This window comes from Ruminococcoides bili (assembly GCF_040093295.1).
Taxonomy (GTDB): Bacteria; Bacillota; Clostridia; order Oscillospirales; family Acutalibacteraceae; genus Ruminococcoides; species Ruminococcoides intestinale_A.
The window spans coordinates 1-24,745 of record NZ_JBBNJY010000023.1; the positions used below are offsets into that span (position 1 = coordinate 1).

General features: G+C 39.8%; 24 protein-coding genes. 1 reads left to right on the forward strand and 23 read right to left on the reverse strand.

Annotated features, from left to right (window positions below; all coding sequences use genetic code 11):
• Nucleotides 1-192: 192 nt before the first annotated feature.
• The 12 genes from serS to AAAY30_RS08140 form a co-directional block, all read right to left on the reverse strand.
• Nucleotides 193-1,482, reverse strand: a complete 1,290-nt coding sequence (serS, locus tag AAAY30_RS08085) for a serine--tRNA ligase (RefSeq protein WP_022234775.1) — start codon at nt 1,480-1,482, stop codon at nt 193-195.
• A 52-nt stretch (nt 1,483-1,534) separates the two neighbouring features.
• The gene (locus AAAY30_RS08090; protein ID WP_186936374.1) at nt 1,535-2,383 is read right to left on the reverse strand and encodes a ParB/RepB/Spo0J family partition protein; all 849 of its coding nucleotides are present in this window, start codon (nt 2,381-2,383) and stop codon (nt 1,535-1,537) included.
• On the reverse strand, nt 2,376-3,149 hold the full coding sequence (locus AAAY30_RS08095) for a ParA family protein (protein WP_117706661.1): 774 nt from the start codon (nt 3,147-3,149) through the stop codon (nt 2,376-2,378). Before AAAY30_RS08095 ends, AAAY30_RS08090 begins: the two co-directional genes overlap by 8 nt.
• Before the next feature lie 457 nt (nt 3,150-3,606).
• On the reverse strand, nt 3,607-5,976 hold the full coding sequence (locus AAAY30_RS08100; RefSeq protein ID WP_295057018.1) for a glycogen/starch/alpha-glucan phosphorylase: 2,370 nt from the start codon (nt 5,974-5,976) through the stop codon (nt 3,607-3,609).
• Nucleotides 5,977-5,980: 4 nt separating this feature from the next.
• Nucleotides 5,981-7,468, reverse strand: a complete 1,488-nt coding sequence (gene malQ, locus AAAY30_RS08105) for a 4-alpha-glucanotransferase (protein ID WP_337613338.1) — start codon at nt 7,466-7,468, stop codon at nt 5,981-5,983.
• A gap of 173 nt (nt 7,469-7,641) precedes the next feature.
• Entirely contained in the window at nt 7,642-8,184 is a 543-nt protein-coding gene (locus AAAY30_RS08110; RefSeq protein WP_302484472.1) for a CinA family protein, read from the reverse strand.
• Between the two features lie 47 nt (nt 8,185-8,231).
• On the reverse strand, nt 8,232-8,504 hold the full coding sequence (locus AAAY30_RS08115) for a hypothetical protein (protein ID WP_249375874.1): 273 nt from the start codon (nt 8,502-8,504) through the stop codon (nt 8,232-8,234).
• Nucleotides 8,505-8,572: 68 nt separating this feature from the next.
• Nucleotides 8,573-9,259, reverse strand: a complete 687-nt coding sequence (locus tag AAAY30_RS08120) for a DUF6062 family protein (protein ID WP_022234769.1) — start codon at nt 9,257-9,259, stop codon at nt 8,573-8,575.
• 208 nt (nt 9,260-9,467) lie between these two features.
• The gene (locus tag AAAY30_RS08125; protein ID WP_499215874.1) at nt 9,468-10,316 is read right to left on the reverse strand and encodes an alpha/beta hydrolase fold domain-containing protein; all 849 of its coding nucleotides are present in this window, start codon (nt 10,314-10,316) and stop codon (nt 9,468-9,470) included.
• Nucleotides 10,317-10,586: 270 nt separating this feature from the next.
• Entirely contained in the window at nt 10,587-11,141 is a 555-nt protein-coding gene (locus AAAY30_RS08130) for a Fe-S-containing hydro-lyase (RefSeq protein WP_252558720.1), read from the reverse strand.
• Between the two features lie 13 nt (nt 11,142-11,154).
• A complete protein-coding gene (locus tag AAAY30_RS08135; RefSeq protein ID WP_480934630.1) occupies nt 11,155-12,006 on the reverse strand; it encodes a fumarate hydratase in 852 nt (283 codons plus the stop codon).
• Between the two features lie 314 nt (nt 12,007-12,320).
• A complete protein-coding gene (locus AAAY30_RS08140) occupies nt 12,321-13,160 on the reverse strand; it encodes an AraC family transcriptional regulator (protein WP_337782014.1) in 840 nt (279 codons plus the stop codon).
• Nucleotides 13,161-13,318: 158 nt separating this feature from the next.
• On the opposite strand from AAAY30_RS08140, the gene AAAY30_RS08145 reads away from it, so the two are divergent.
• Complete coding sequence (locus AAAY30_RS08145) at nt 13,319-14,134, forward strand: AraC family transcriptional regulator (RefSeq protein ID WP_249375868.1); 816 nt, start codon at nt 13,319-13,321, stop codon at nt 14,132-14,134.
• A 319-nt stretch (nt 14,135-14,453) separates the two neighbouring features.
• Here AAAY30_RS08145 and AAAY30_RS08150 read toward each other — a convergent pair whose 3' ends face one another.
• The 11 genes from AAAY30_RS08150 to rpmH form a co-directional block, all read right to left on the reverse strand.
• Complete coding sequence (locus AAAY30_RS08150; RefSeq protein WP_499222355.1) at nt 14,454-16,028, reverse strand: sensor histidine kinase; 1,575 nt, start codon at nt 16,026-16,028, stop codon at nt 14,454-14,456.
• Entirely contained in the window at nt 16,015-16,692 is a 678-nt protein-coding gene (locus tag AAAY30_RS08155) for a response regulator transcription factor (RefSeq protein WP_022234761.1), read from the reverse strand. The genes AAAY30_RS08150 and AAAY30_RS08155 overlap by 14 nt, the downstream gene beginning before the upstream one ends.
• 150 nt (nt 16,693-16,842) lie before the next feature.
• The gene (locus AAAY30_RS08160) at nt 16,843-17,616 is read right to left on the reverse strand and encodes a TatD family hydrolase (RefSeq protein WP_337401396.1); all 774 of its coding nucleotides are present in this window, start codon (nt 17,614-17,616) and stop codon (nt 16,843-16,845) included.
• Between the two features lie 2 nt (nt 17,617-17,618).
• Complete coding sequence (rsmG, locus tag AAAY30_RS08165; RefSeq protein ID WP_337782013.1) at nt 17,619-18,329, reverse strand: 16S rRNA (guanine(527)-N(7))-methyltransferase RsmG; 711 nt, start codon at nt 18,327-18,329, stop codon at nt 17,619-17,621.
• 12 nt (nt 18,330-18,341) lie between these two features.
• Entirely contained in the window at nt 18,342-20,207 is a 1,866-nt protein-coding gene (gene mnmG, locus AAAY30_RS08170) for a tRNA uridine-5-carboxymethylaminomethyl(34) synthesis enzyme MnmG (protein WP_337782012.1), read from the reverse strand.
• Between the two features lie 142 nt (nt 20,208-20,349).
• Nucleotides 20,350-21,714 carry a tRNA uridine-5-carboxymethylaminomethyl(34) synthesis GTPase MnmE gene (gene mnmE, locus AAAY30_RS08175; protein ID WP_412249635.1) on the reverse strand — a complete coding sequence of 455 codons (1,365 nt, stop codon included), beginning with the start codon at nt 21,712-21,714 and terminating at the stop codon, nt 20,350-20,352.
• Nucleotides 21,715-21,788: 74 nt separating this feature from the next.
• The gene (gene jag, locus AAAY30_RS08180) at nt 21,789-22,577 is read right to left on the reverse strand and encodes an RNA-binding cell elongation regulator Jag/EloR (RefSeq protein ID WP_022234756.1); all 789 of its coding nucleotides are present in this window, start codon (nt 22,575-22,577) and stop codon (nt 21,789-21,791) included.
• Between the two features lie 18 nt (nt 22,578-22,595).
• Nucleotides 22,596-23,588 (reverse strand): YidC/Oxa1 family membrane protein insertase, encoded by a 993-nt coding sequence (locus AAAY30_RS08185; RefSeq protein ID WP_252558714.1) that lies wholly within the window; start codon nt 23,586-23,588, stop codon nt 22,596-22,598.
• An 8-nt stretch (nt 23,589-23,596) separates the two neighbouring features.
• Entirely contained in the window at nt 23,597-23,836 is a 240-nt protein-coding gene (yidD, locus tag AAAY30_RS08190) for a membrane protein insertion efficiency factor YidD (RefSeq protein WP_117706617.1), read from the reverse strand.
• Between the two features lie 4 nt (nt 23,837-23,840).
• Complete coding sequence (rnpA, locus tag AAAY30_RS08195; protein WP_022234754.1) at nt 23,841-24,179, reverse strand: ribonuclease P protein component; 339 nt, start codon at nt 24,177-24,179, stop codon at nt 23,841-23,843.
• Nucleotides 24,180-24,252: 73 nt separating this feature from the next.
• A complete protein-coding gene (gene rpmH, locus AAAY30_RS08200; protein ID WP_022234753.1) occupies nt 24,253-24,387 on the reverse strand; it encodes a 50S ribosomal protein L34 in 135 nt (44 codons plus the stop codon).
• Between the last annotated feature and the right edge of the window lie 358 nt (nt 24,388-24,745).

Consider the following 24,745-nt stretch of genomic DNA (forward strand, 5'->3'; position numbering starts at 1 on the left):
GTTCCTACAAAATAATTAATTTCAAAAGGGAGGTCGTTTGACTTCCCTTTTGTGGTTTAATTCTAAAGGCTTGACCTAAATTTTTGATTATTCAATCTTAACCGTGCGTTAAACCATAATTTATTTAATGCTACCAATCATTTAGAATTAAACCACAAAAGGGAAGTCAAACGACCTCCCTTTTGAAATTAATTATTTTGTAGGAACTTCAATTTTTTCTTTGCCGCCCATATATGGTCTAAGTGCAACAGGAATATTAATTGAGCCGTCCTCATTAAGGTTGTTCTCAAGGAATGCAATCAACATTCTCGGAGGTGCAACAACAGTATTATTAAGTGTGTGAGCAAAGTATTTGCCGTTTTCGCCTGTAACTCTGATCTTAAGACGGCGAGCCTGTGCGTCACCAAGGTTTGAACAAGAACCCACTTCAAAATACTTCTTCTGACGAGGTGACCATGCCTCAACATCAAGTGAACGAACCTTTAAGTCTGCAAGGTCGCCGGAACAACACTCAAGTGTACGAACAGGAATATCCATTGAACGGAAAAGGTCAACTGTGTTCTGCCAGAGTTTATCAAACCACATTTTGCTTTCATCAGGCTTACATACAACAATCATTTCCTGCTTTTCAAACTGGTGGATTCTGTAAACACCACGCTCCTCAATACCGTGAGCGCCCTTTTCCTTACGGAAACATGGCGAATAACTTGTGAGTGTATAAGGGAGGTCTTCCTCTTTATTAATTGTGTCAATGAACTTACCGATCATCGAGTGTTCGCTTGTGCCGATAAGATAAAGGTCTTCGCCCTCAATCTTGTACATCATAGCGTCCATTTCAGCAAAGCTCATAACGCCTGTAACAACATTACTTCTAATCATAAAAGGAGGTACGCAGTATGTGAAACCTCTGTCAATCATAAAATCTCTTGCGTAAGCGATAACGGCACTGTGAAGTCTTGCGATGTCGCCCATAAGATAATAGAAACCGTTACCTGCTACCTTTCTTGCAGAGTCAAGGTCAATGCCGTTGAGTTTTTCCATAATGTCTGTGTGGTACGGAATCTCGAAATCAGGTACAACAGGCTCGCCAAAACGCTCAATTTCTACATTCTGGCTGTCATCTTTACCAATCGGAACAGATGGGTCAATCATCTGTGGAATAACCATCATAATCTCGGTTACTTTTGCCGAAAGGTCTTCTTCTTTCTTTTCAAGCTCGGCAAGCTGTTCAGCCTGACGGGTAACCTCTTCTTTAAGAGCCATACCCTCTTCTTTTTTACCTTGAGCCATAAGAGCGCCGATCTGCTTTGAAATTTTGTTTCTGTTAGCACGCAACTCGTCAGCCTGCGCCTTTACTGCTCTGCTTTCAGCGTCAAGCTCGATTACCTTGTCAACAAGTTCAAGTTTGCTGTCCTGAAATTTATTTCTTATGTTCTGCTTTACAGCCTCAGGATTTTCTCTTAAAAATTTAATATCAATCATTTTGCATTTCCTCTCATTATATTTTAATATGCCATACGGCAAATAGAAATATCTATTTTAATTTATTTGAAAGCTCGGTCAGCTCTTCATCTGAATAGAACTCAATTTGAAGTACGCCGCCTTGCTTACCTTTGTTTTTATTTACCTTGATTTTTCTGCCAAGACTTTCGTTCAGTGCAAGCTCAACCATACTGTAAAAAGACGGTTTTCTCTCCGGTTGAGTATCTTCCTCAACTTCCGGCTTTTTCTTTGCAAGTTTTTCCGCCTGACGAACCGATAAATCTTTTTTATAGATAAGTTCCGCAAGTTCAAGCATATCTTCTTCGTTGTCAAGCATAAGCAATGCTCTTGCGTGGCCTGCGGAAATTTTGTCTTGCTTTACATACTCAAGCACGCTGTCCGGAAGTTTTAAAATTCTTAGCGAATTTGCAATTGCAGGTCTTGATTTACCGACGGATGTTGCAACTTCTTCCTGCGAAAAGCCATGCTCGTCAATAAGCGCTTTGTAACCGAGTGCCTCTTCAATAGGCGACAGGTCCTCACGCTGTAGATTTTCGATGAGCGCAAGCTCCATAGTTTCTGTATCCGAAAGTTCTCGAATTGTAACAGGCACTTCGGTAAGTCCTGCCATTCTGCAAGCACGGTATCTTCTTTCGCCTGCTACTATCTGATAGCCGCCGATTGGCAGTGGTCGAACAAGCAAAGGCTGCAGAAGTCCGTGTTGTGAAATACTCTGTGCAAGGTCGGATAATGAATTTTCGTCAAAATCTTTACGAGGCTGGGAGCGGTTTGGTTCGATTTCAGATATTTTCAGCATAACGGAGCTGTTGCTGTCTTCGGTTTCGTTCTCGGCAAAAATAGTATCGAGGCCCTTGCCAAGACCGCCAAATTTTTTACTCATAGCTTCTCTCCTTTGCTATTATTTCCTTTGCAAGTTCCGTGTATGTAATACTTCCCTTGCAATTCTTGTCATAGTAAATTACGGGCATACCAAAGCTTGGAGCCTCCGACAGTCTTACACCTCTCGGAATTACGGTTTTAAACACCTTACGAGGGAAGAATTTTTTAACTTCCTCGACAACCTGCTGTGTAAGATTCAGTCTGCCGTCATACATTGTAAGCAAAACACCTTCAATGTCAATAGTGTTGTTGTATTGTCTTTTAATTCGTCTTACCGTACTCATAAGCTGTGTCAGACCTTCAAGTGCATAATATTCGCACTGAATCGGCACTAAAAAAGTATCTGATGCCGTAAGAGCATTTGTTGTAATAAGTCCGAGTGACGGTGGGCAGTCAATGATTATGTAATCATAGTATTGCTTAATTGGCAAAAGAGCGTTTTTTAAAATAGACTCTCTGCCCTTTTTATCGGAAATTTCAAGTTCAGCGGCGGCAAGGTCAAGACTTGACGGCAGAATATGCAAATTTTCATACGGAGTTGTAACAATACAACTCTCTGCCTTAGCACCGTCAACCAAAATTTCATAGGTTGAGGCAGTAACCTTACGCTTATCAATAGCAACACCGCTTGTTGCGTTACCCTGTGGGTCGGCGTCAACGAGCAAAGTTTTTTTGCCCAAAGCGCCCAAACAAGCAGCAAGATTAACCGCTGTGGTGGTTTTGCCAACACCACCTTTCTGGTTTGAAATTGAAATAATTTTAGCCAAAATATCACCTTTACCGTAAAATAATGCGTGTTTTCTAAATCTAATATACATTATACCACTAATAATGCATATTTAAAAGGGTATTTATAGAATAATTGTAATTTTTCTTATATTTTTTGTTTGTTAAACAGTAAAAATGTTTCACGTGAAACATTAAATCAACGGTCGGGTAATTTTGATTGAGCTCGCACAAAACTTTATACTCGGACTAATAAATTTGGTCAACCTTTAAAAAGGCTTGACCAAATTTTTTATTATTTGTGCAAAAACTATTGGCTTAAAACCCGACTAATTAAATCACCGCAATACCAAATAAAAATTTCTTTTAAAGCCTCCTCTCCCCCACTCTAACTATCCCACATATTTTTACATAACACAAAAAGTCCGACAACAACCTTAGTCATTGTCGGACTTTAACGATTTAAATTAATGAAAAGTTATTTACTTATATAATCAATTAAACTTTTCTGTAAGATGTGTGCCAAATATCCTTAGCATACTCTACGATAGCTCTGTCTGATGAGAACTTACCTGCATTAGCAATGTTGATAAGACACTTCTTACCAAACTCTTTACGGTTAGCATAATCTTTGTTAGCTCTGATCTTTGTTTCAACATAAAGTGGGAGATCATAGATGTGGAAGTAGTGGTCTGCCTCCTGCCATGATGTACCATTGATAAGAGCATTGTGGAGTTCAGCAAAGCTGCCCTCGCCCTGAGCGCCGTCATCATCAAATGTGCCGTCGATAAGTGTATCAACAACCTTCTTGATTTCAGGATTAGCCTCATAAAGCTTCTTAGGATCGTAGCCTTCCTTCTTAAGTCTTTCAATATCTTCTACTCTTGCACCGAAGATATACTCGTTCTCTTCGCCTGCGCACTCTGCGATTTCGATGTTAGCACCGTCATATGTGCCGAGTGTTAATGCGCCGTTGAGCATAAACTTCATATTACCTGTACCTGAAGCCTCAAGACCTGCGGTAGATGTCTGCTCTGAAAGGTCAGCAGCAACTACGATCTTTTCAGCGTAAGATACATTGTAGTTAGAAATGAATACAACCTTAAGTTTATCCTTTGTATCAGGATCGTTGTTTACAAGGTCAGCAATCTCGTTGATGTACTTAATGATTGCCTTAGCTCTTGCATAACCTGGAGCAGCCTTAGCACCAAAGATAAATGTTGTTGGTGTCCAGTTAGGAAGCTTGCCCTCTTTAATGCGGAAGTAAATTGTCATAATTGAGAAAGCATTGAGAAGCTGTCTTTTATATTCGTGAAGTCTTTTTACCTGAATATCATAGATAGAATCAGGGTTAATCTCTACGCCGTCCATCTTCTTGATGTACTCTGCAAGCTGAACTTTCTTCTTCTTCTTGATTGTGTTAAACTTTGTAATTGTCTTAGCATCAATGCAGTCATTGAGCTTTGAAAGAAGTGAAAGGTCAATAAGCCAGTTGTCGCTGCCAACTTTCTCTGTGATAAGTGCAGAAAGTTCAGGGTTGCAAAGACCTAACCAACGGCGCTGTGTAATACCGTTTGTCTTGTTCTGGAATCTTTCAGGATATACCTGGTACCACTCCTTAAGAACATCGTCCTTGAGGATCTCTGTGTGAAGCTTAGCAACACCGTTTACATATGTGCCTGCATATGTTGCAAGTCTTGCCATATGAACTGTGTTAGCGTCTACAATACGCATCTTAGCTTTCATATCCTCACTAATGCCCTTAGCTGTGAGCTCTTCCTGGAGCTTATTTGCGATAAGGCAGATGATGTGGTAAATTTCAGGAATTACCTGCATCATAAGGTCAGCATGCCACTTCTCGAGAGCCTCGCCGAGAACTGTGTGGTTTGTGTAAGCACAAGTCTTTCTTGCAATCTCGAAAGCCTCGTCAAAGTTCATACCCTCGTTCATAAGAAGTCTTACGAGCTCAGGGATTGAACATACAGGGTGTGTATCGTTAAGCTGAATAGCGTTTTCCTTAGCAAAGAAGCTGAAATCGTTGCCGTGTTTTGCTTTGTATCTGCGCATAATATCCTGAAGTGAAGCAGAGCAGAAGAAATACTGCTGCTTAAGTCTTAAAACTTTACCTTCATACTTATTATCGTTAGGATAAAGAACCTTTGTGATGTTCTCAGCATCGTTCTTCTCCTGAACTGCTCTGTTGTACTCTGTATTGTTAAATGCCTGGAAGTCAAACTCATTGATAGCTTCAGCCTGCCAAAGTCTGAGTGTGTTGATGTTAGTTGTCTTGCAGCCGATAACAGCCATATCGTAAGGAACAGCCTTAACTGTCTGACCCTTAAATGATACTGTTACAGCCTCGTCCTCACGACGGAGGCACCACGGATCATCAAATCTCTGCCAATCGTCAGCAACTTCTACCTGATAACCGTCCTTGATGAGCTGCTTGAAAAGACCATACTTATAACGAATGCCGTAACCGTCGAGCGGTACTTCCATAGTAGCGGCACTGTCGAGATAGCAAGCTGCAAGACGGCCAAGACCGCCGTTACCGAGAGCTGCATCGTCGATATCTTCAAATACATTGATGTCAACGCCCTTTTTCTTGAGCATCTTCTTTACATCATCAAGAATACCGAGGCAGTAAAGGTTGTTGTACATCATTCTGCCCATAAGAAATTCAGCAGAGAAGTAGTAAGCTCTGCGCTCGCTGTTGTGCTTAGCCTTGCTTGCTGCCCAGTTGTCGGCAATTTCGCCCATAACAGCCTTGCCGAGAGAAAGATGAAGTTCGGAAGGTGTAAGCTCTTCTATCTTCTTACAATACATAGACTGTGCTGTAAGCTCAAGCTTTTCCATAATATTGCTCATTTGTTTAGTCCTCCAGTCGTCCGCTATTTACAGACATTGTTTTTAATTTTTCTGCAAGCTCATCAGTAAGAGCCGCTTTATCAACTCTCCAAGTCCAGTTACCGCCGAGTGTTGACGGAATGTTCATTCTTGCCTCTTTACCAAGACCGAGAATATCCTGAACAGGAATAATAGCCATACCTGCCTTGCTCTCATATGCTGTACGGATAAGACCCCAGTTAAAAGGCTCGTCCTCAGGCATCTGGCAGTAACTTCTTGCATAGCTTACATCCTCAGGCTTAGCTGTTTCTACCCAGCCCATAACGGTGTCATTATCGTGAGTACCTGTGTAAACAATGCAGTTTTCAGTATATTTATGCGGGAGATAATCGTTCTCTTCACCGCTGTCAAAAGCAAACTCAAGTACCTTCATTCCCGGATAACCTGTCTGCTCCATAAGCTCGGTTACATCGGGAGTAAGAGTTCCGAGATCCTCTGCAACAATATCAATCTTGCCGATAGCCTCTTCCATCATCTTGAAGAACTTAATGCGTGGACCTTCAACCCACTCACCGTTAATAGCGTTTTCAGCAGGGTAAGGAATTGAATAGTAGCTTGCAAAAGCTCTGAAGTGGTCGATTCTTGTGAGATCATAAAGCTTTGACGCAGCTTTAATTCTCTCAAACCACCACTCGTAATCTGTTTCTGCGAGGTAATCCCAGTCATAAAGAGGATTGCCCCAGAGCTGACCTGTTGCCGAGAAATAGTCAGGCGGACAACCTGCAACTGCAATAGGATCACCGTCATCATAAAGTTGGAACAACTCGGGGTTAGCCCATGTGTCTGCGCTGTCCATGGCAACATAGATAGGCATATCACCCAAAATCTTAATTCCAAGACCGTTTACATAAGCACGGAAAGCCTCCCACTGCTCATAAAACTTAAACTGTAAGAATTTCCAGAAATCAACATCGTCTTTAAGCTTGCGCTCATAGCGCTTAACAGCTGTTTCCTCGTGCATACGGATTTCTTCGTCCGGCCACTCTGTCCAGGAAACCATATTAAAGCTCTTCTTTACAGCCATATAAAGTGCGTAATTCTTGAGCCACTTGCTGTTCTTTCTCTTAAATGTGGAGAAAGCCTTCTGGTCTTTCTTTTTGAAATTATCGTAAGCAATTCTAAGAGCGTCGAATCTGTTGTTGTAGATTTTCTCGTAATCCACTTCAGCATCGTTAGAACCCCAATCATAGCTATCGAGCTGCTCTTTAGTAATAAGACCCTCTTCACAAAGTGTGTCAAGGTCAATCAGGTAAGGGTTACCTGCATAAGTTGAAAAGGACTGATAAGGAGAGTCACCGTAGCTTGTAGGGCCGACAGGAAGAATCTGCCATACCTTCTGACCTGCCTTTTTGAGGAAGTCAGCGAACTCACGAGCCTCTTTACCAATAGTACCAATTCCGTAGGGGGACGGAAGCGAAGTAACCGACAACAGGATACCTGCACTTCTTTCCATTAAAATCAACTCCATTCTGACGGATATTAAGTTATATTTTCGGGATAAATCAAAAGATTAAATTATAATTACTTAAATGAATTATAATTTAAGGGCAAAAAAACCCCCATATCCACAGTTACGATTTTATTTTACCACAATATTAATTTTTTTACAAGATTTTTTTACAACATTTAGGTTAATTTCCAAATTGTATAAAGAACAGCATTACAAGCAAGTTTTCTTATATAATTTCGGGAATTTTTACTTCCGTTTGTTTCACCGAGCAAAAGTTTTATGGGAAATTTACTGCAATTTGCACAAATTCCCACATAAACAAGTCCGACAGGTTTTTCATCTGTTCCGCCTGTCGGCCCTGCAATACCCGTGGTGCTTGCGCCGATGTCGGCATTTGCAAGTTTTTTTACACCCTCCGCCATCTGCAAAGCGGTTTCGGGCGACACTGCGCCGAGTGTGTTAAGAGTTTCTTCGCTCACTCCGAGCACCTTGTGCTTAATTTTGTTTGCATACGAGCAAACACCGCAGTCAAAAACCTCGCTTGCACCGCTCACGGCGGTAATTCTTCCCGAAAGCAAACCGCCCGTGCAGCTTTCTGCGGTGGCAAGCTTAAGGTTATTTTTTGTGAGCTTTTCCACTACCATATTCTGCAGCTCATCGGGATTTATATTCTCTTCCCTGAAAATTTTTTCCAAATCATCGGCTGTATATGTCAGCATAGTAAGACTTCCTTTTTATAGTATATCCAAATTTATGTAAACTAATTTTAATCATCATCTTCAAGTTTGCCGCCGCAGTTTGGGCAATGCTTTGGATCGCCCTTTGTACTGAACGAAAGCAAACAGTTGCAATGCGGGCATCTGGCTTTTATAAAACCGAACACAAAACCTGCAATAATAATAAGTATTCCTATAATAAATGTGGGATGAATGCTGTTCATTCCGAATTTAATCTTTGAAATAAAAGCAAAAATTGCTCCTAAGACACATATTAAACTTGCAAGATACCTGCATTGATTGGGATTTAAAAAATTTTTCATTATTTATTTAATCTTCCTTTATATAAGACATTGGGAGAAAATTCGGAATTTCCGAATTTTCTGTTTTATCAATCCGTACCCGTCAAAAATGCAATACTTCTTTCAATCGAATCTTTCGATGTGCCCCAATCCTGTCCCTGACTGCGATAATCGAACATTGAACAAAAGTGTGTAATATCCGCCTTAAGGCTTACAAGGTAATTTTTTGTGAGGGCGGCGGTTTCAGCGTAAAAGTCAGGCAAAAGTTTTGACGAAATTCCGCCCTTGCCCGTTGCGGCACTCATTATAAAAGAATAGTGCTTTAAACAGATAAACGGCTGTTCGTTATATAACTTTCTGAATTCTTCGCCCTTTGCCCACTCTACAAAAACCGTTGCCATAAAATGGTGCATATCGCTTGCGATTCTGTCGCAGACATAGCAGGAAGATAACTCTTCCTTAATGCCCTCAAGTTGTTTTTTGTCGGGCTTGCCTTTAAGTTTTGCAGGCATATATTTGTCGATAATTTCCTGCAAATGACTTTCTAAAATCAGCGCATTAGGCAATTTTTGACCTACCGTGAACATCTGCGAAAAATGGCGGTGACAAAAACCTTTTTTATTGGTTTCTATTCTGATGTTTGGCTCCATCATTGCATCGCCTGTAATGAATTTAACATACTGCTTTTCGAGCATATCCTCCATTCGGCAGATAGGGCAACCGTCTTTTGGCATAAAAATATCGTTTATCGGTATAGTACAGATTGTTTCCTTCACGGTAATTCTCCTTACACTGTTTATAATTAAATAAATTATATCACATTTTGACTGTTTTTAATAGACTTTTTAAATTTTTTCTTTAAATCATTGTATATTTTTATATAAGTTTGTTTATTTTTTCCGACTTAAAATAAATATTAAATACAAAGAAAAAGTTTTCAACAGCATTATAATAAATTGTTGAAAACTTTTCTTGTTAATTATATCATTTATAAAGTGTGTCCTTGAAAAAATCCGCTACCATATCCCATAGTTTTTCCTGTGCAAAGAAAATATCTGCGTGTTCTGCGCCGTTTACGGCTACCAATGTTGCGTCGCAACCGTTTTTCACAAGTAAATCGTGCAGTACAACGCTTTGAGAAAAAGGTACGGTAGAATCTTGTGTGCCGTGAAAAATCATAAAAGGCGGTGCTGACGGTGTTACAAAAGATACAGGGCAACATTCCTGCGCCTTTTCCTTGTTGAGAACTACATTCATTCCGAGCATAAGCGACTCCATACTTGCGCCTGCCTCAAGAGCCGATTTGTACGGAAAAGTTGCAAGGTCTGTCGGCGGATAAAAAGGGCAACAAGCCTGAACCTCGCTTGAATAATCGAGATAATCGCCGACATCAAGGCTTTTGTCGTTGTTGAGTGCGCACATTGCGGCAAGATAACCGCCTGCAGATTCGCCTGCAACACCGAATTTATTTTCGTCAATACAGTAACGCTCGGCGTGAGCCTTAAGGTAACGGATAGCCGCCTTAACATCTTCAAGCGGCATAGGGTAAGCGCCCTCGTTGCTGGTACGATACTCAACGCTTGCCACGGCAAAACCGTTGAGAGCGAGTTTTGCAAGGTAAGCAAGGTGAGCGGATTTATCCATTCTTATCCAACCGCCGCCGCAAATCCAAACAATGCAGGGGACTTTTTTCATTCTGCTCTGCGGATAAATCAAATCCAGCTTTAAATCTCGTGTTGTATGACCAAACCAAGCGTCAACTTGAGCATAGGTAATATCAGTGATTGTGAAATAACTGGGCTTTTCAATTTTTAAATCAAGGTTAATTTTCATAAGATTTCCCTTTCGTTGTATTGTACAATATTTTAAAAATAATACATGTTTATTATGATAATTTTAGCATAACAATATTAAAATTTCAATAATTTTAATAATTTATAATTATGGTTTAACTCACAGTTTAGCCAAACTTTTAACTTCGAGCAGAAAGTTTAGCTATTATTTTACTTTGTTGCCCGACCGAAAGTCATCTAACCATAATTTACCATAACTTTTGATAAAAAGCAAAAATAAAAAGGACTGCTGTTTTGCAGTCCTTAAAAATCAATCCTCTGTATTATACTTTTTCGGCTCGGTTTCGTACACATTATTTCCCTTGCTGTCAATGGCAACAATACAAGGGAAATCCTCAACTGTATATCTTCTCACTGCCTCAGTGCCCAAATCCTCATAGCAAAGCATTTCTTCCTTTTTAATGCTCTTCGCTATCAAAGCGGCGGCACCGCCGATTGCCGCAAAATACACACAGCCGTTACGGACAATAGCGTCTATTACTTCCTTATTTCTTGCGCCTTTGCCTACCATTCCTTTTAATCCGAGGTCAAGCAATGCAGGTGCGTACTTATCCATTCTATAACTTGATGTAGGGCCTGCAGGGCCTACTGCATATCCGGGCTTTGCAGGTGCAGGGCCTACATAATAAATTATTTCGCCCTTAATATCTACAGGGAGGTTTTCGCCTTTTTCGATAAGCTCAAAAAGTCTTTTATGTGCCGCATCTCTGCCTGTAAGCATTGTGCCGCTAAGCAAAACGCTTTCGCCTGCTTTTAAATTTTTTATATCTTCATCGCTGAGCGGTAATGTTAATTTTTTAGGCATAGTTCTCTCCCCCTTAAATTTCTGCGCTTGCGTGTCTTGCCGCATGGCAACAAATATTTACCGCAACAGGCATACCTGCGATATGAGTCGGCGAAGTTTCAATATTAACTCCGATTGCTGTTGTAGTTCCTCCAAGACCGGCAGGACCGAATCCCATTTTATTTATGCTCTCAAGCAATTCGTCCTCAAGTTTTGCGTAACGCTCGTCTTCATTGTGTGTGTCAATTGCTCTGAATGTTGCCTTTTTTGCAAGCTGGGCACATCTTTCAAATGTACCGCCGATACCTACGCCTACTACAATAGGTGGGCACGGGTTAGGACCTGCGGTTCTTACAGTATCAAGAATAAATTTTTTTACACCCTCAATTCCGTATGACGGAGTAAGCATTTTTATTGCAGACATATTCTCACTGCCAAAGCCTTTGCCGCCGGCAGTAATTTTTATTTTGTCACCTTTTACAATTCTTGTATGAATAATGGCAGGTGTGTTATCTTTTGTATTTAATCGGTCAAAAACAGGGTCATTTACTACACTTTTTCTCAAGTAGCCGTCCTTATAAGCCTGTCGTACACCCTCGTTTACCGCATCTTCAAAACTGCCGTCCTCAATAACGACCTTATCGCCGTACTCTACAAACAAAATTGCCATACCTGTATCCTGGCAAAGAGGTACTTCTTCCTTTGCGGCAAGTTTGTCATTCTCAATAATCTGTGTAAGCACACTTTTGCCTACTTTTGACTTTTCGTTTTCTCTTGCTTTTTCAAGAGCGGTCATTATATCTTTTCCGATAAAATAATTGCAGTCGAGAAAAAGCTGTTTTACCGTTTGTGTTACAGTTTCAGCCTTAATTTGTCTGATATTCATACTCAAATTCCTTTCGGTGTGATTTATCCGTATCTTTTATTATAAAACTTTTTGTGACTTATTTCAATGAATTTTGACGCTTTATCTAAAGTTGAAGAAAATTATGGTTTTAAGAAAAGTTGTAATTAAATAATTAAAAAATTTAGGTCAAGCCTTTGAAAAGGTTGACCAAACCTTTACAATTGATTGGTAAAACATTTAGCTAAGCGTTAATTAATAAACTCCAATATTTTTACGCAAAAAGAACAACCACTGTAAAACAGTGGTCGTCCTTTTTTGGGTATAATAAAGAAAAAACTTGTAATCAATTTTAATCATCTGTTAAGCAGATGTTTTTTATACTGTGCAGGAGTGTAACCGTAAACCTTTTTGCACTGCGTAATGAATGACTTTACATTTGCAAAGCCGTTTTCAACTGCAGCAACCGTTACGGTAGAATTTTTTGTAAGCATATCCTGCAAAGCATTTTCAAGACGAAGATTTGCAAGGTACTCCGAAAAGCTAACCTGTGTTACGCTCTTAAAGTATTTTGAGAAATAAGACGGCGAAAGATTAACCACGCTTGAAATCTCGTTAAGAGGAATCTCCTGCTTGAAGTTTTCGTTGATATACGCAATAGCGGTTTTTGCATATGAAAAATCACGCTTCGGTATAATGAAAGAATTAGAACTTCTCTTAAGTGAAGTACAATATTTAAGCAATTTGTAGTATAATAAATTAACTCCTGAAATCTGCTTTAATACACCGTATTCGTCATGGTCTATATCAATACTTGCAATCTGGCGCAAAATTTCGCAGATTTCACCTTTTTGCTCGGATCTTTCGTTAAGATCAAAGATAACGCTGTCAATGGTCTTGCAAAACATTCTCATATATTCAAACGAAAGCTGAATAATAATCATATTTGCATGATGTCCCATTTTAGGACGAACCAAATGCACATCTTCGCTGTTAAAAATTTTACATTCTCCGGCAGGAAGATCCATAACATCGCCGTTGTGAGAACACTCTCCAAGACCGTCAAGTACATATACAATCTCCGGTTCACGATGCCAGTGAAGTTCGGTTTTATGTGTTTCAGACGATAAATCGCAATATAGAATTTTTGCCGGAATGTTTTTGTCATAATTTACGATTTCGTATTTGTAGTTCATTTTCACTACCTCCGCAAACAGATGTTGCATTTAACAAAATTTTGTTGTATTATGTAATTATTATAAACAAGTTTGTAAATTATTGATATAGATATTTGTTTTTAGTTTATAGATAAATGTTGCATAAAACTAAAAAAACGGAAATTTACAGGTGAAATATGGAAAAATATAATAAATACAATATACAAGCCGCTCATAATATTTTAAACGGAAAGTACCATTTTTCAAAAAAATACAGTATAATTGCCCTTAATCAAAACATTCCCGCCTTATATTATGTACTGAAGGGCAGTGGCATTTTATGGATTGACAAGATAAAATATGATATAACCGAAATGCAAAGTATATTTGTAAGACCAAATATTGAGGCTACTTTTGAATGCGGAGATGACAACTGCGAATTGCTGTATGTATTTTTTACAGGTGTAGATTATATGTGGCTCATTTCTCATACGGCATTTACATCGGGACTTTATGTTACCCCGCCTATTGAATTACCTGATGTTGAAAAATTGTTCAATATTACTGTTGACGGAAAAGGAGACATTTATCAGAACGCAAGGATAAACGCAAGAATGTGCTATCTGCTTTCTTATTACATACAATATTTTCCTGCGGTAAACGAAGAGTTTAATCACTATGTACTCTCTGCGGCAAAATATATTGAACTCAATTACCGAAATTCAAGTTTTACCGCAACCGATGTTTCAAACTATCTGAAACTCGACCGTTCTTACCTTTATAAGCTGTTTAAATCGGAAATGGGTATGTCTGTACACGATTATATCAATAAATTACGAATTTCAAGGGCAAGTTCATTGCTTGCAACTTCCAATCTTACTATAAAAGATGTTGCAAGCGAATCGGGATTTGCAGATCAAATGTACTTCTCCCGACTTTTTAAAAAGAAAAAAAATCTTACTCCGAGTCAGTACAGGTCATATTTTAAAGATTCACAACAAGATGATATTTAACAAAAATCCGCATTTGTGTAAAATGCGGATTTTCTTGCTTTATAATATTTTTACTTTTTAAACGCTTTAATGTTGTTTTAAAAGTCCACGTTTTGGTAAGCTCTTGCAATTACATATGACGGTTCGTAATAAGCACTGCAATTATAATTGTCTATAACTTCACAAATCAGATTATTATAAACCCTGATAATTCCGTCAACTTTGCTTTCGGGCAACACGCTCTATCATATAACAAATAAAGAAAACATCATCTTGAGTAATTTTTCATCAGACAAATATATATTTGTCATAGAATTTCACTACCTTTAATTAGCTTACATTAATTATCATCAGAAATATCTTCCTTAATCTCAACAACCTTTACAGTGTCAAGTTCAAACCAGAATGTACTGCCTTTGCCGAGGGTGCTTGTTACACCGCATCTTGCGTTGTGGGCATTCAAGATAGATTTTACAATTGACAGTCCAAGACCGGTGCCTATTACACTGCGCTTGTGCTCCTTGTCAACCTTATAATATCTGTCCCAAATGTACTCGAGTTTGTCGGCAGGAATACCCTCGCCGTGATCGGTTACATTGATTCTCACCTTTTCACCGATTACCTGCTGGGTAACAACAACCGTTTTGTCCTCGCCCGCATAGTTAATAGCGTTATTTATAAGGTTGTATATAACCTGCGAAATTTTCAGTTCGTCAGCTTTTACAAATACTCTTTCCTTGCATTTATCAAGATAAATATTATATCCGTCCTGCTCCTTGAGCTTTGCATATCTCGCAAAAATAGTTTTGAAACTGTCGGTAATGCAGAAAACCGACTTTTGAAGTTCCATTGTGCCCGACTGCAATTTTGACAAATCAAGCAAATCATTTACAAGGCTTGAAAGTCTTGTTGCCTCGTCAATGATAATCTGAATGTTCTCGGCGGTATTTTCACCCGGTAAATCACGCATAACTTCGCCGTAGCCTGTAATCATAGTAAGCGGTGTGCGCAAATCGTGGGAAATATTTGCGATAAGTTCCCGTTGCAGTCTTTCGTTTGCGGCGAGTTCTTTTTTGGCAAAATTCAAGGTATCGTTGAGTTCCTGAACCTCAAGATAACCCTTTGAATCAAACTCGACATCGTAGTTTTTCTTTGCAAGTTCTTTTGCCGCCTTTGTTGTAAGCGAAATAGGTTTTGCAATTCTTTGGCTTGCATAAAGTGATATTGCCACAGCAAGCACGAAAAATACAATAGAAATTACAAAAATTTGGTCTTTTATAATTTCAATCGTATTATTAATCGGTGTAATTACGGAAGAAACTATTACAAAACATTCGGTGCCATCCTCGAGAGAGAGAATTTTGCCGTATGTCATAATTTTTGCTGTACCGCTTGATTTTCTCTTCCAATTAAATTTACTTGCGGTATCGTTTGTGGCGGTATTTTTCTGATAATCTTCAAAAAGACCGTCCTGTCGTTCGTTCTCACCTATGATTTCAAGGCAGCTTCCGTTGTTATCGGACGCACAAGAATAGTATGAATAAACTTTGTGCGCCTCAATGTTCAGCGAAACCAACGGAGAGGCATAGTTACATTCGTAGCGTTTTTGAAAAAATGCTGTGCTTGTATCGTAAACCTGTACACACAAAGAATTGTATGACGCCACATTTTCTATGGTAGCAAGCGGATTTTGATTATTTTCAAGAGATTCCGCTATTATTTTTGCACTTTTTTCCGCCGCATTTTTCTTGGTAGATGTGTAGAACGATTCAAGAAAAAATGATTGGAATATCCACAGTACAACAAGAATTAAAAGACCAAAAAGCAAAAAATAACATAAAAGTGTGAAATGCAATGGCATTTCTCTGTTTTTTACCTCAGCCCAGCTGAGTTTTCTGAATTTAGAGTGTTTCAAAACGATAGCCAACTCCTCGCAGAGTAACAATACATTTGCTGTAATCTTTCAGACTTTTTCTTAACAGCTTGATGTGAGTATCAAGCGTACGCTCGTCACCGAAGAAATCGTAACCCCATACTTCGCTAATCAGCTTTTCACGGGTGAGCGCAATACCCTTGTTTTTCACCATATAGAAAAACAGCTCGTACTCCTTTGGAGTCATCTCAACTCTTTCGCCGTCAATGGTAACAATTCGTGCGGAAAAATCAACGCTAAGACCTTTGTATGTAAAAATATCCTTTTCAGGCTCGCTGTTTGCCTTTCCGCTTCTTTTTATAACTGCGTTTACACGCATCATAAGTTCCTTTGGTGAAAACGGCTTTACCACATAGTCGTCACTGCCGATTTCAAAGCCGTGAATTTTGTCGTACTCCTCACCTCTTGCCGAAAGCATAATAATAGGTGTGGATTTAAATTTTCTTATTTCTTTGCAAGCCGAAAAACCGTCAAGCTCAGGCATCATAACATCCATAATAATCAAGTCAAAATCCTGTCGTCTGCAAAGCTCGATAGCCTGCATACCGTCAACGGCCTCTTCTACCTCGTAGCCCTCAAATTCGGCATATTTTTTAATAATTTGTCTGATTCTGTATTCATCATCAACAACAAGCAATTTGCTCATAACGGCACATCCTTTCGTATCCCTCATTATATATGAATATCGTAACTTTTTAATGTGACAATTTTTTGATGTTCTTTTTAAAATTAATAAAAGTTTGACCAAACTTTTATAACCTATGCGCTGACATCTAATTTCTGTCAAAAAATTTCGTTAATCTATTCCGTAAAATCTTTTTGCATTTTCTGCGGTGATATTTAAAAGCTCCTGCACATCTGTATTTCTGATTTCAGCAATTTTTTCCGCCGTATATTTTATCATTGTACTGTCGCACCTTTTGCCTCGGAACGGTACGGGCGACATATACGGACAATCGGTTTCAAGCAAAAGTCTGTCAATCGGCACTTCTTTTGCAACCTCAACGCTGTGTCTTGCATTTTTAAAGGTAACAACTCCGCCAAGACTGATGTAACTTCCGTAGCGCATCACTTCACGCATCATCTCAACACTGCCCGAAAAACAGTGAACAAGCGCCTTAGGTTTGTACTTTCTCAAATAATTGAGAGTATCGCCGTGCGCCTCTCTGTCATGCACGATTATCGGCATATTTACATCAAGCGAAAGTTTTATCTGTTCTTCAAAAACTCTGTTCTGCAAATCTTTAGGAATATCCCAATGATAATCAAGTCCCGTTTCTCCGACAGCTACAATTTTTTTGTGCTTTAAAAGCTCTGCAACCCGGTCAAGATAATCATTTGGCATATCTTCGAGATTTTCGGGGTGAAATCCAACCGCACCGTACATAAAATCGTATTTTTCGCAAAAATCTATACAGACTTTTGCGGTTTTTAAATCAACAGCGTTGTTTACAATGCCGCACACGCCGTTCTCTTTCATTGAGGAAAGCAAAACTTCTCTGTCCTCGTCAAACCATTTGTCATCGTAATGTGCGTGCGAATCAAAAATGTTATAAAAATTATTTTCCATAATTACAAAGCCTTTGCCTTAATTTTTCCCGATTGACGGGGGTATTTTTGCGGTGTGTTTTTAACTTTTCTGACTACCGCAATTGCTCTTTCGCCGCCGTTTTCGGGTAATTCAAAGAAATATTTTTTTTCGAGTTTACCGCCGAGGGTGTTAATTGCATTTAAAGATTCTTTAAATTCCTCGTTTGCCTGTGCGCCCTTCATTGCGCAGAACGCACCTCCCACCTTTACATACGGCAGGCAGTATTCGCTCAAAACATTCATTCTCGCAACTGCTCTTGACACTGCAAAATCAAAACTTTCCCTAAGCTTTTCATCTCTTGCGCCGTCCTCTGCCCTGCTATGGATAAGTTCGGCTTCAATACCGAGTTGAGCGCATACCTCGCCCAAGAAAACAAGTCTTTTATTCAGACTGTCTATAAGGGTGAGTTTTATGTCGGGTCTGGCAATTTTCAGAACAACACCCGGAAAACCCGCACCCGTACCCACATCGGCAAGTGTGCTGTTCTGCAGAATATCAACAAAATTCAGCAAGCTAAGGCTGTCGGCAAAATGCTTGAGTGCCACACCGCTCTCGTCTGTTATGGCGGTTAGGTTCATTTTTTCGTTCCACTCTGCAAGCAGTTCAAAATATTTTTGAAACTGCTCGTACTGATTTTCCGTGAGTGTGATTTTGTAATCTTTTATATAATTTTGGAGCAAATTCTTAATCATAAATCCCTCCGATTATTTATTCTGTGCAAGCCAAATGAGCAAAACGCTGATGTCGGCAGGCGATACGCCCGAAATTCTCGATGCCTGTCCTATGCTCAACGGCTTTATTTTGTTCAGCTTTTCTTGTGCCTCAAGTCTAAGTCCCTTGATTGTGCGGTAGTCAAAATCATCGGGCAGTCGGCGGTTTTCAAGTTTGCGCATCTGCTCAACCTGCTTTAATTGCTTTGAAATGTAGCCTTCGTACTTGATTTCCACTTCAACCTGCTCAAAAATGTTCGGGTCAAGTTTCGGTCTGCCTGTGTCTATACTTTCAAGCGACTTGTAGTCAAGCTGCGGTCTTTTTATAAGGTCAATAAGATGTACTCCCGTGGTAATTTCACTTGTGCCACGCTCTGTAAGAATTTTGTTTACTTCTTCTGTCGGAGAAATTACGGTTGTCTTAAGTCGCTTTATCTCCTGCTTTTTAAGCTCCTGTTTGTTAAGAAATTTTTGGTATCTTTCTTCGCTGATAAGTCCGATTTCGTGGCCGAGCGGAGTAAGTCTTTCGTCCGCATTGTCCTGACGGAGAATCAAGCGGTACTCACTTCTTGAGGTCATCATTCTGTACGGCTCGTTTGCACCCTTGGTTACAAGGTCATCAACAAGTGTGCCGATATAAGAGCCTGCTCTGTCAAGAATGAGAGGAGATTTTCCGAGGACTTTCAAAGCGGCATTAATTCCGGCAACAAGTCCCTGTGCCGCCGCTTCTTCGTAACCCGAACTGCCGTTGAACTGACCTGCACCGAAAAGATTTGGAAAATCTTTAAATTCAAGCGTTGCAAGCATAGCTGTCGGGTCAACACAATCATATTCAATTGCATAGGCAGGGCGCATAATTACGCAGTTTTCAAGACCTTTTATGGTGTGGTAAAACTTAAGCTGTACCTCCTCGGGGAGTGATGAGCTCATTCCCTGCAAATACATTTCTTCTGTGTCAAGACCGCACGGCTCAATAAAAAGCTGATGTCTTGGCTTATCCTTAAACCTCATTATTTTATCTTCAAAACTCGGGCAGTAACGAGGGCCTATACCCTCGATTTTACCTGCGTAAAGCGGTGAACGGTGAATATTTTCAAGGATAATCTGCTTGGTTTCGTCATTTGTCCAGCTTATGTAGCAATCCACCTTGTTCTCGCCCAAACTTTCGGTTTCATAAGAGAAAGGCTGCGGCGGTTCGTCACCCTTTTGTACTTCAAGGTCTGTATAATCAATGGAATTTCTTAAAACTCTGGCAGGAGTACCTGTCTTAAATCTTCTTAACGGCAAGCCGAGTTTTTTAAGACTTGCACCAAGAAAAGATGCAGGAAAAATGCCGTCAGGGCCGCTTTCGTATGATACCTCGCCCACAAAAATTCTTCCGCCGAGGTATGTGCCTGTGGCAATAACAACCGTCTTGCAATGAAAAACCGCTAACATTCTTGTGGTAAGGTCGTAACCGTCCTCTGTCTTTTCTATTTCAACGATTTCCGCCTGTCTTAATTCAAGATTTTTCTGCAATTCAAGTTTGTGTTTCATAACGGTGGAATATTTGCGGCGGTCAATCTGCGCTCTCAATGAGTGAACGGCAGGACCTTTACCACGGTTGAGCATACGGGACTGCAAAAAACATTCGTCGGCAGTCTTGCCCATTTCGCCGCCGAGTGCGTCAATTTCACGAACAAGATGACCTTTTGCCGTTCCGCCGATTGACGGATTGCAAGGGCAGTTGCCGACGGCATCCATATTAATAGTAAAAACAGCAGTTTTACAGCCAAGTCTGGCGGCAGCCAAAGCCGCCTCAATGCCTGCGTGACCCGCACCGATAACTGCTACATCATATTCTCCTGCAAAATATTTCATATATTTCATTCCTTTTTAGGGTTAATAAATTATAAAAGTTTGGTCAACCTTTAAAAAGGCTTGACCTAAATTTTAAAATTATTTCGCTTAATTTGCACATTAAACCATAATTTACTCTGACTTTCGCTTTTCAATAACAAGATTACTTGCCCACGCAAAAATTATGGAATACTCTGTCTACAACTTCATCACTTGTTCTCTCACCCGTGAGTTCAAGCAAACTTGTAATTGCCTCTTCAATGCTTACAGTGATTGCATCATAGGTAAGTCCGATTTCAAGAGCATTTTTTGCGTCTTTTACAGAGTTTAGGGAGTTTAATACCGCCTGTCTCTGTCTTTCATTGGAAAGTACACCCTCGCTCGGGTTAAAATTATCCATTCCCGCAATATCTTCAACCGCTTTTACAAGCTCTGCTCTGCCCTCTCCGCTTTTTGCCGAAAGATAAACCACATTTTTTATCTTGCTTTCAATGTACTCTGTGTCAAGCTGTTTGTCCAAATCGGTTTTGTTGATTATCGCAATGCACGGCACTTCGCCTGCCGATTCTATCAATTCTTTATCGTCATCGTCAAGACTGCGGTTATAGTCAAATACCGCAAGCAAAAGTCCGCACTGCTTTAATCTGTGCTTTGCTCTGTCAACTCCGATTTTTTCTACCTTGTCATCGGTTGTTCTAAGTCCCGCAGTGTCGCTTAACCTAAGAATAACATCGCCGATAATTACAGTATCCTCGATAATATCTCTCGTTGTGCCGGGTATGTCGGTAACAATACTGCGCTCGCAACCCGAAAGCAAGTTCATAAGAGTGCTTTTTCCTACATTCGGTCTGCCCGCAATTACCGTGTCTATACCCTGCTTTACCGCCTGTCCGCTGTCATAACTCGAAATAAGTCCGTCAAGTATTGCAATGCTGACATCAAACGAATCGTAAAGCTGTTCGTCGGTTACTTCGGCAATATCTTCTTCGGGATAGTCTGCCCATGCGGAAAGATGTGCCGCCGTTGAAAGCAAGAGATTTTTTACTTCGTCAATTTTGTTGCGAACCGCACCCTCTTTTACACAAAGAGCCGCCCTTGCGGCGGAACGGGATTTTGCGGAAATGATGTCGATTACAGCCTCCGCCTCCGAAAGGTCAATTTTTCCGTTTAAAAATGCCCGTTTTGTAAATTCGCCTGCCTGTGCCGGAACTGCGCCTGCATCAAGCACCGCACGAAGTACAAGTTTTGTAATATAGATACCGCCGTGGCATGAAAGCTCGACAACATTTTCGCCCGTATAGCTTAAAGGTTCACGAAAAACAAGAGCAACCGCCTCGTCAATTTCTTCGCCGTCACTTACAATTTTTCCGAAAGATGCGGTATAGCCTTTCATATCGGCAAGTTTTTTATTATTGATGCCTTTAAAAATTTTATCGCATACAGTAAACGCAGAATCACCGGAAATACGAATAACCGAGATACCGCCCTCACCCTGCGCCGTGCTGATAGCAGCAATAGTGTCAGACATAAAATCACTCTCTTTAAAATGGTTTTAAATAAAAAACAAAAGGGAGCAAAAATGCCCCCTTTCTTTAAAAATCATTATTTATCAATTCTGCCGTAAAGTCCGTCAAGGCTTCCTTCGTTAAGGGGCTTTCTGTCGGGATTTACCTCGTTATTAACAGAGTTGTTGTTGTACGGGCGTCTGCCGCCTCTGCCTCTGTTGTAACCTGAATTGCTGTTTCTCTGATATCTCTTGTACTTTGGATCAGGTCCTATTACAACATGACGGTTTGCGTTTTCGCCCTCGCTCCATGAAATAGCACCGTTCACCTTCTGTACAGAAGTATGAATAATTCTTCTTTCATACGGGTTCATCGGCTCAAGACTTGTTTTTCTGCCTGTCTTAATTGCCTTGAAAGCAAGCTTTCTGCCGAGAATTTCAAGAGTTTTTTCTCTCTTTTCACGGTAGTCGCCTGTGTTTACAGTAACCTTAAAGTACGAATTGTCAGCGTGATTTGCAACAAGGCTTGTAAGGTACTGCAATGCGTCGAGTGTTTCACCTCTTCTGCCGATTACAAAACCGACATTTTCACCCTCAAGGTCAAACTCTACGCCGTTTTCAATTTCTTTTTTATTGATAGAAACCGACTCAAGCTTCATATTCTTAAGTACATTGCTTAAAAATTCTTCCGCTGTTTCGGCCGGGCCTGCCTTAAGAGTAATTTTTACCTTAGCGGGTGCACCGCCAAAAAGACCGAATTTCTTTTTCTCGGCACGCTGAATAACCTCAAACTCAACAATCTCGGATTCGTCAATACCGAGCTGTCTTTTTGCGTCTTCAAGGGCGAGAACTTCAGTTTCGCCAACACCGATTGCTTCTCTAATCATAGTATTCACCTATTTCAATTACTTCTTTTTCTTTTTTCCGTTGCCGTTTGACTTAGAGCTTGTCTTCTGTTCAACAGGTGAGTAAACATAAGGAACTTTTGCCTCGTTTAGCTCCATAAGAGCAATGTGACGAGCCTCTTCTTTTGCAGTAAAGCTTACCGGAGTAAAGAACTTTGCAATAACAAGTGATTGGATAAACGCAATTACTGATGAGCAAATCCAGTAAAAACCTACCGCAGCCGGTACGGTATATGCGATATAAGCTGTAAACAGAGGCATTACATAGAGCATTACCTTGAGGCAGCCCTGCTGCTGTGCCATCTGAGCCTTATTGATTCTCTGCATTACTAACTGTGAACCAACATATGATACAAAACAAAGTACAGGAATGAGTGAGTACCATGAGAAAATACCCATATCCTTTGGAATTGTAAGAAGGTTGATTCCCATCATATTAAATCCGTTTGCAAAATCGATTATCTGCTGGCAGTCCGCAGCTGAGAACAGTCCCTGAATTGTTTCAGTGTTCATAATGCTTGGGAACACCCTGATAAGCTCGATTTGCTGATAAGTAGCATTTGTAGTGATTGTGTAACCCGGAATTGTGTTCATATACGAAACAGCACTGTTTACTGTGTCCGAGTTAAGATGAAGTGTGTTTGTAAGAGGATATGCAACGGCATAAAAAATACCGAGCATTACAAGGAGAGGAATTATCATTGTAAGGCAACCGCCCATAGGCTTTACTCCCTCTTTTTCGTAAAGCTTGTTCATTTCCTCCTGGAGCTTAACCTTGTTATTGGCGTATTTTTCCTGGAGCTCCTTTTGTTTTCTTTGCATTCTCATTGTGCCTGCCATAGATTTTTGTTGCTTGACAGTAAATGGGAACAAAATAAGTCTGATTACAATAGTAAATACAACTATTGAAAGACCGAAATCTTTTAGAAAGTAGAAAGCAGCCCAAAGAACATAGCCGAGAATACTTCCAAAAAATCCAAATATATTTGCCATAAGCTACCTCACTTAATTTTTCTTGGCTTGTCCGTTTTTTCCGGGACAGGATCGTAGCCACCCTTTGAAAAAGGATTACAGCGCAGTATCCGCCATATGGTCAGAGCGGTACCCTTTAATGCGCCAAAGCGCTCTATCGCCTCAATTCCGTATTGAGAGCAGGTAGGCTCATACTTGCAACTTTTTGGCAGATGCGGAGAGATTGCAGCTTTATAAAATTTTATCAGCAGAATTAAAATTCTTTTCATAATATTACTTTTTCAGAACGCCGGCAGACTCCATATGATTTTTCATAGCGTCATATACCTTTTGAGATTTTACAAAAGGAGTCCTCGACCTTGCCACAAAGACAAAATCATAACCGGGTTTCAAATCATTGTAAAGCTGATAATATGCGGCACGAATCACACGCCTTGCACGGGTGCGCTTAACCGCTTTTCCGACTTTTTTGCCCGTAGTTATTCCAAAACGCAGGTTATCGGATTTATTTTTTATAACATATGTTACCAAAACAGGACTTACAAAGGATTTTCCCCTCCTGTAAAGTCTGGAAAAATCCCTATTGTCCTTTAAAGTGATGAAGTCACTCAAAATTAAAACCACCTAAGCAAAGTAAAAGCCGCAAACAACAAAGAAAGACCACTGTAATAAAGTGGCCTGTTCTTTAGTAAGACAACCTTTTTCTACCTTTAGCTCTTCTTCTAGCCAATACTTTTCTACCGTTGGCTGTAGACATTCTCTTTCTGAAGCCGTGCTCCTTCTTTCTGTGGAGCTTCTTTGGCTGATAAGTTCTCAACATACTGAAAACCCTCCCTTCAATATATAACCTTGCAATATAGCATTATATATTAATTTTTCTTTATAGTCAACAAAAAATAAAAAGTTTTTTTAAAATTTGTAAAGCAGAGCGGTTTTACGGTTTGCTTATATATACTTATATATAGAAAAAGATTGCTGATAATATTTATTAATATAAAAGTTAATATAAAAAGAAAATTGAAAGAAAAATAAACATCCGATTTTTTATTTTTTCCGTTTCAAAGCAATTATAAAATTTTTGGTTTTCTCTTTTAGTTTTAATTAAGCGTATTTCTAAGTTTTAAAAAAGAGTCTTTTAAAGTCAAAAATTAAATAAAAATCCTCTCTCGGGCTTTAAA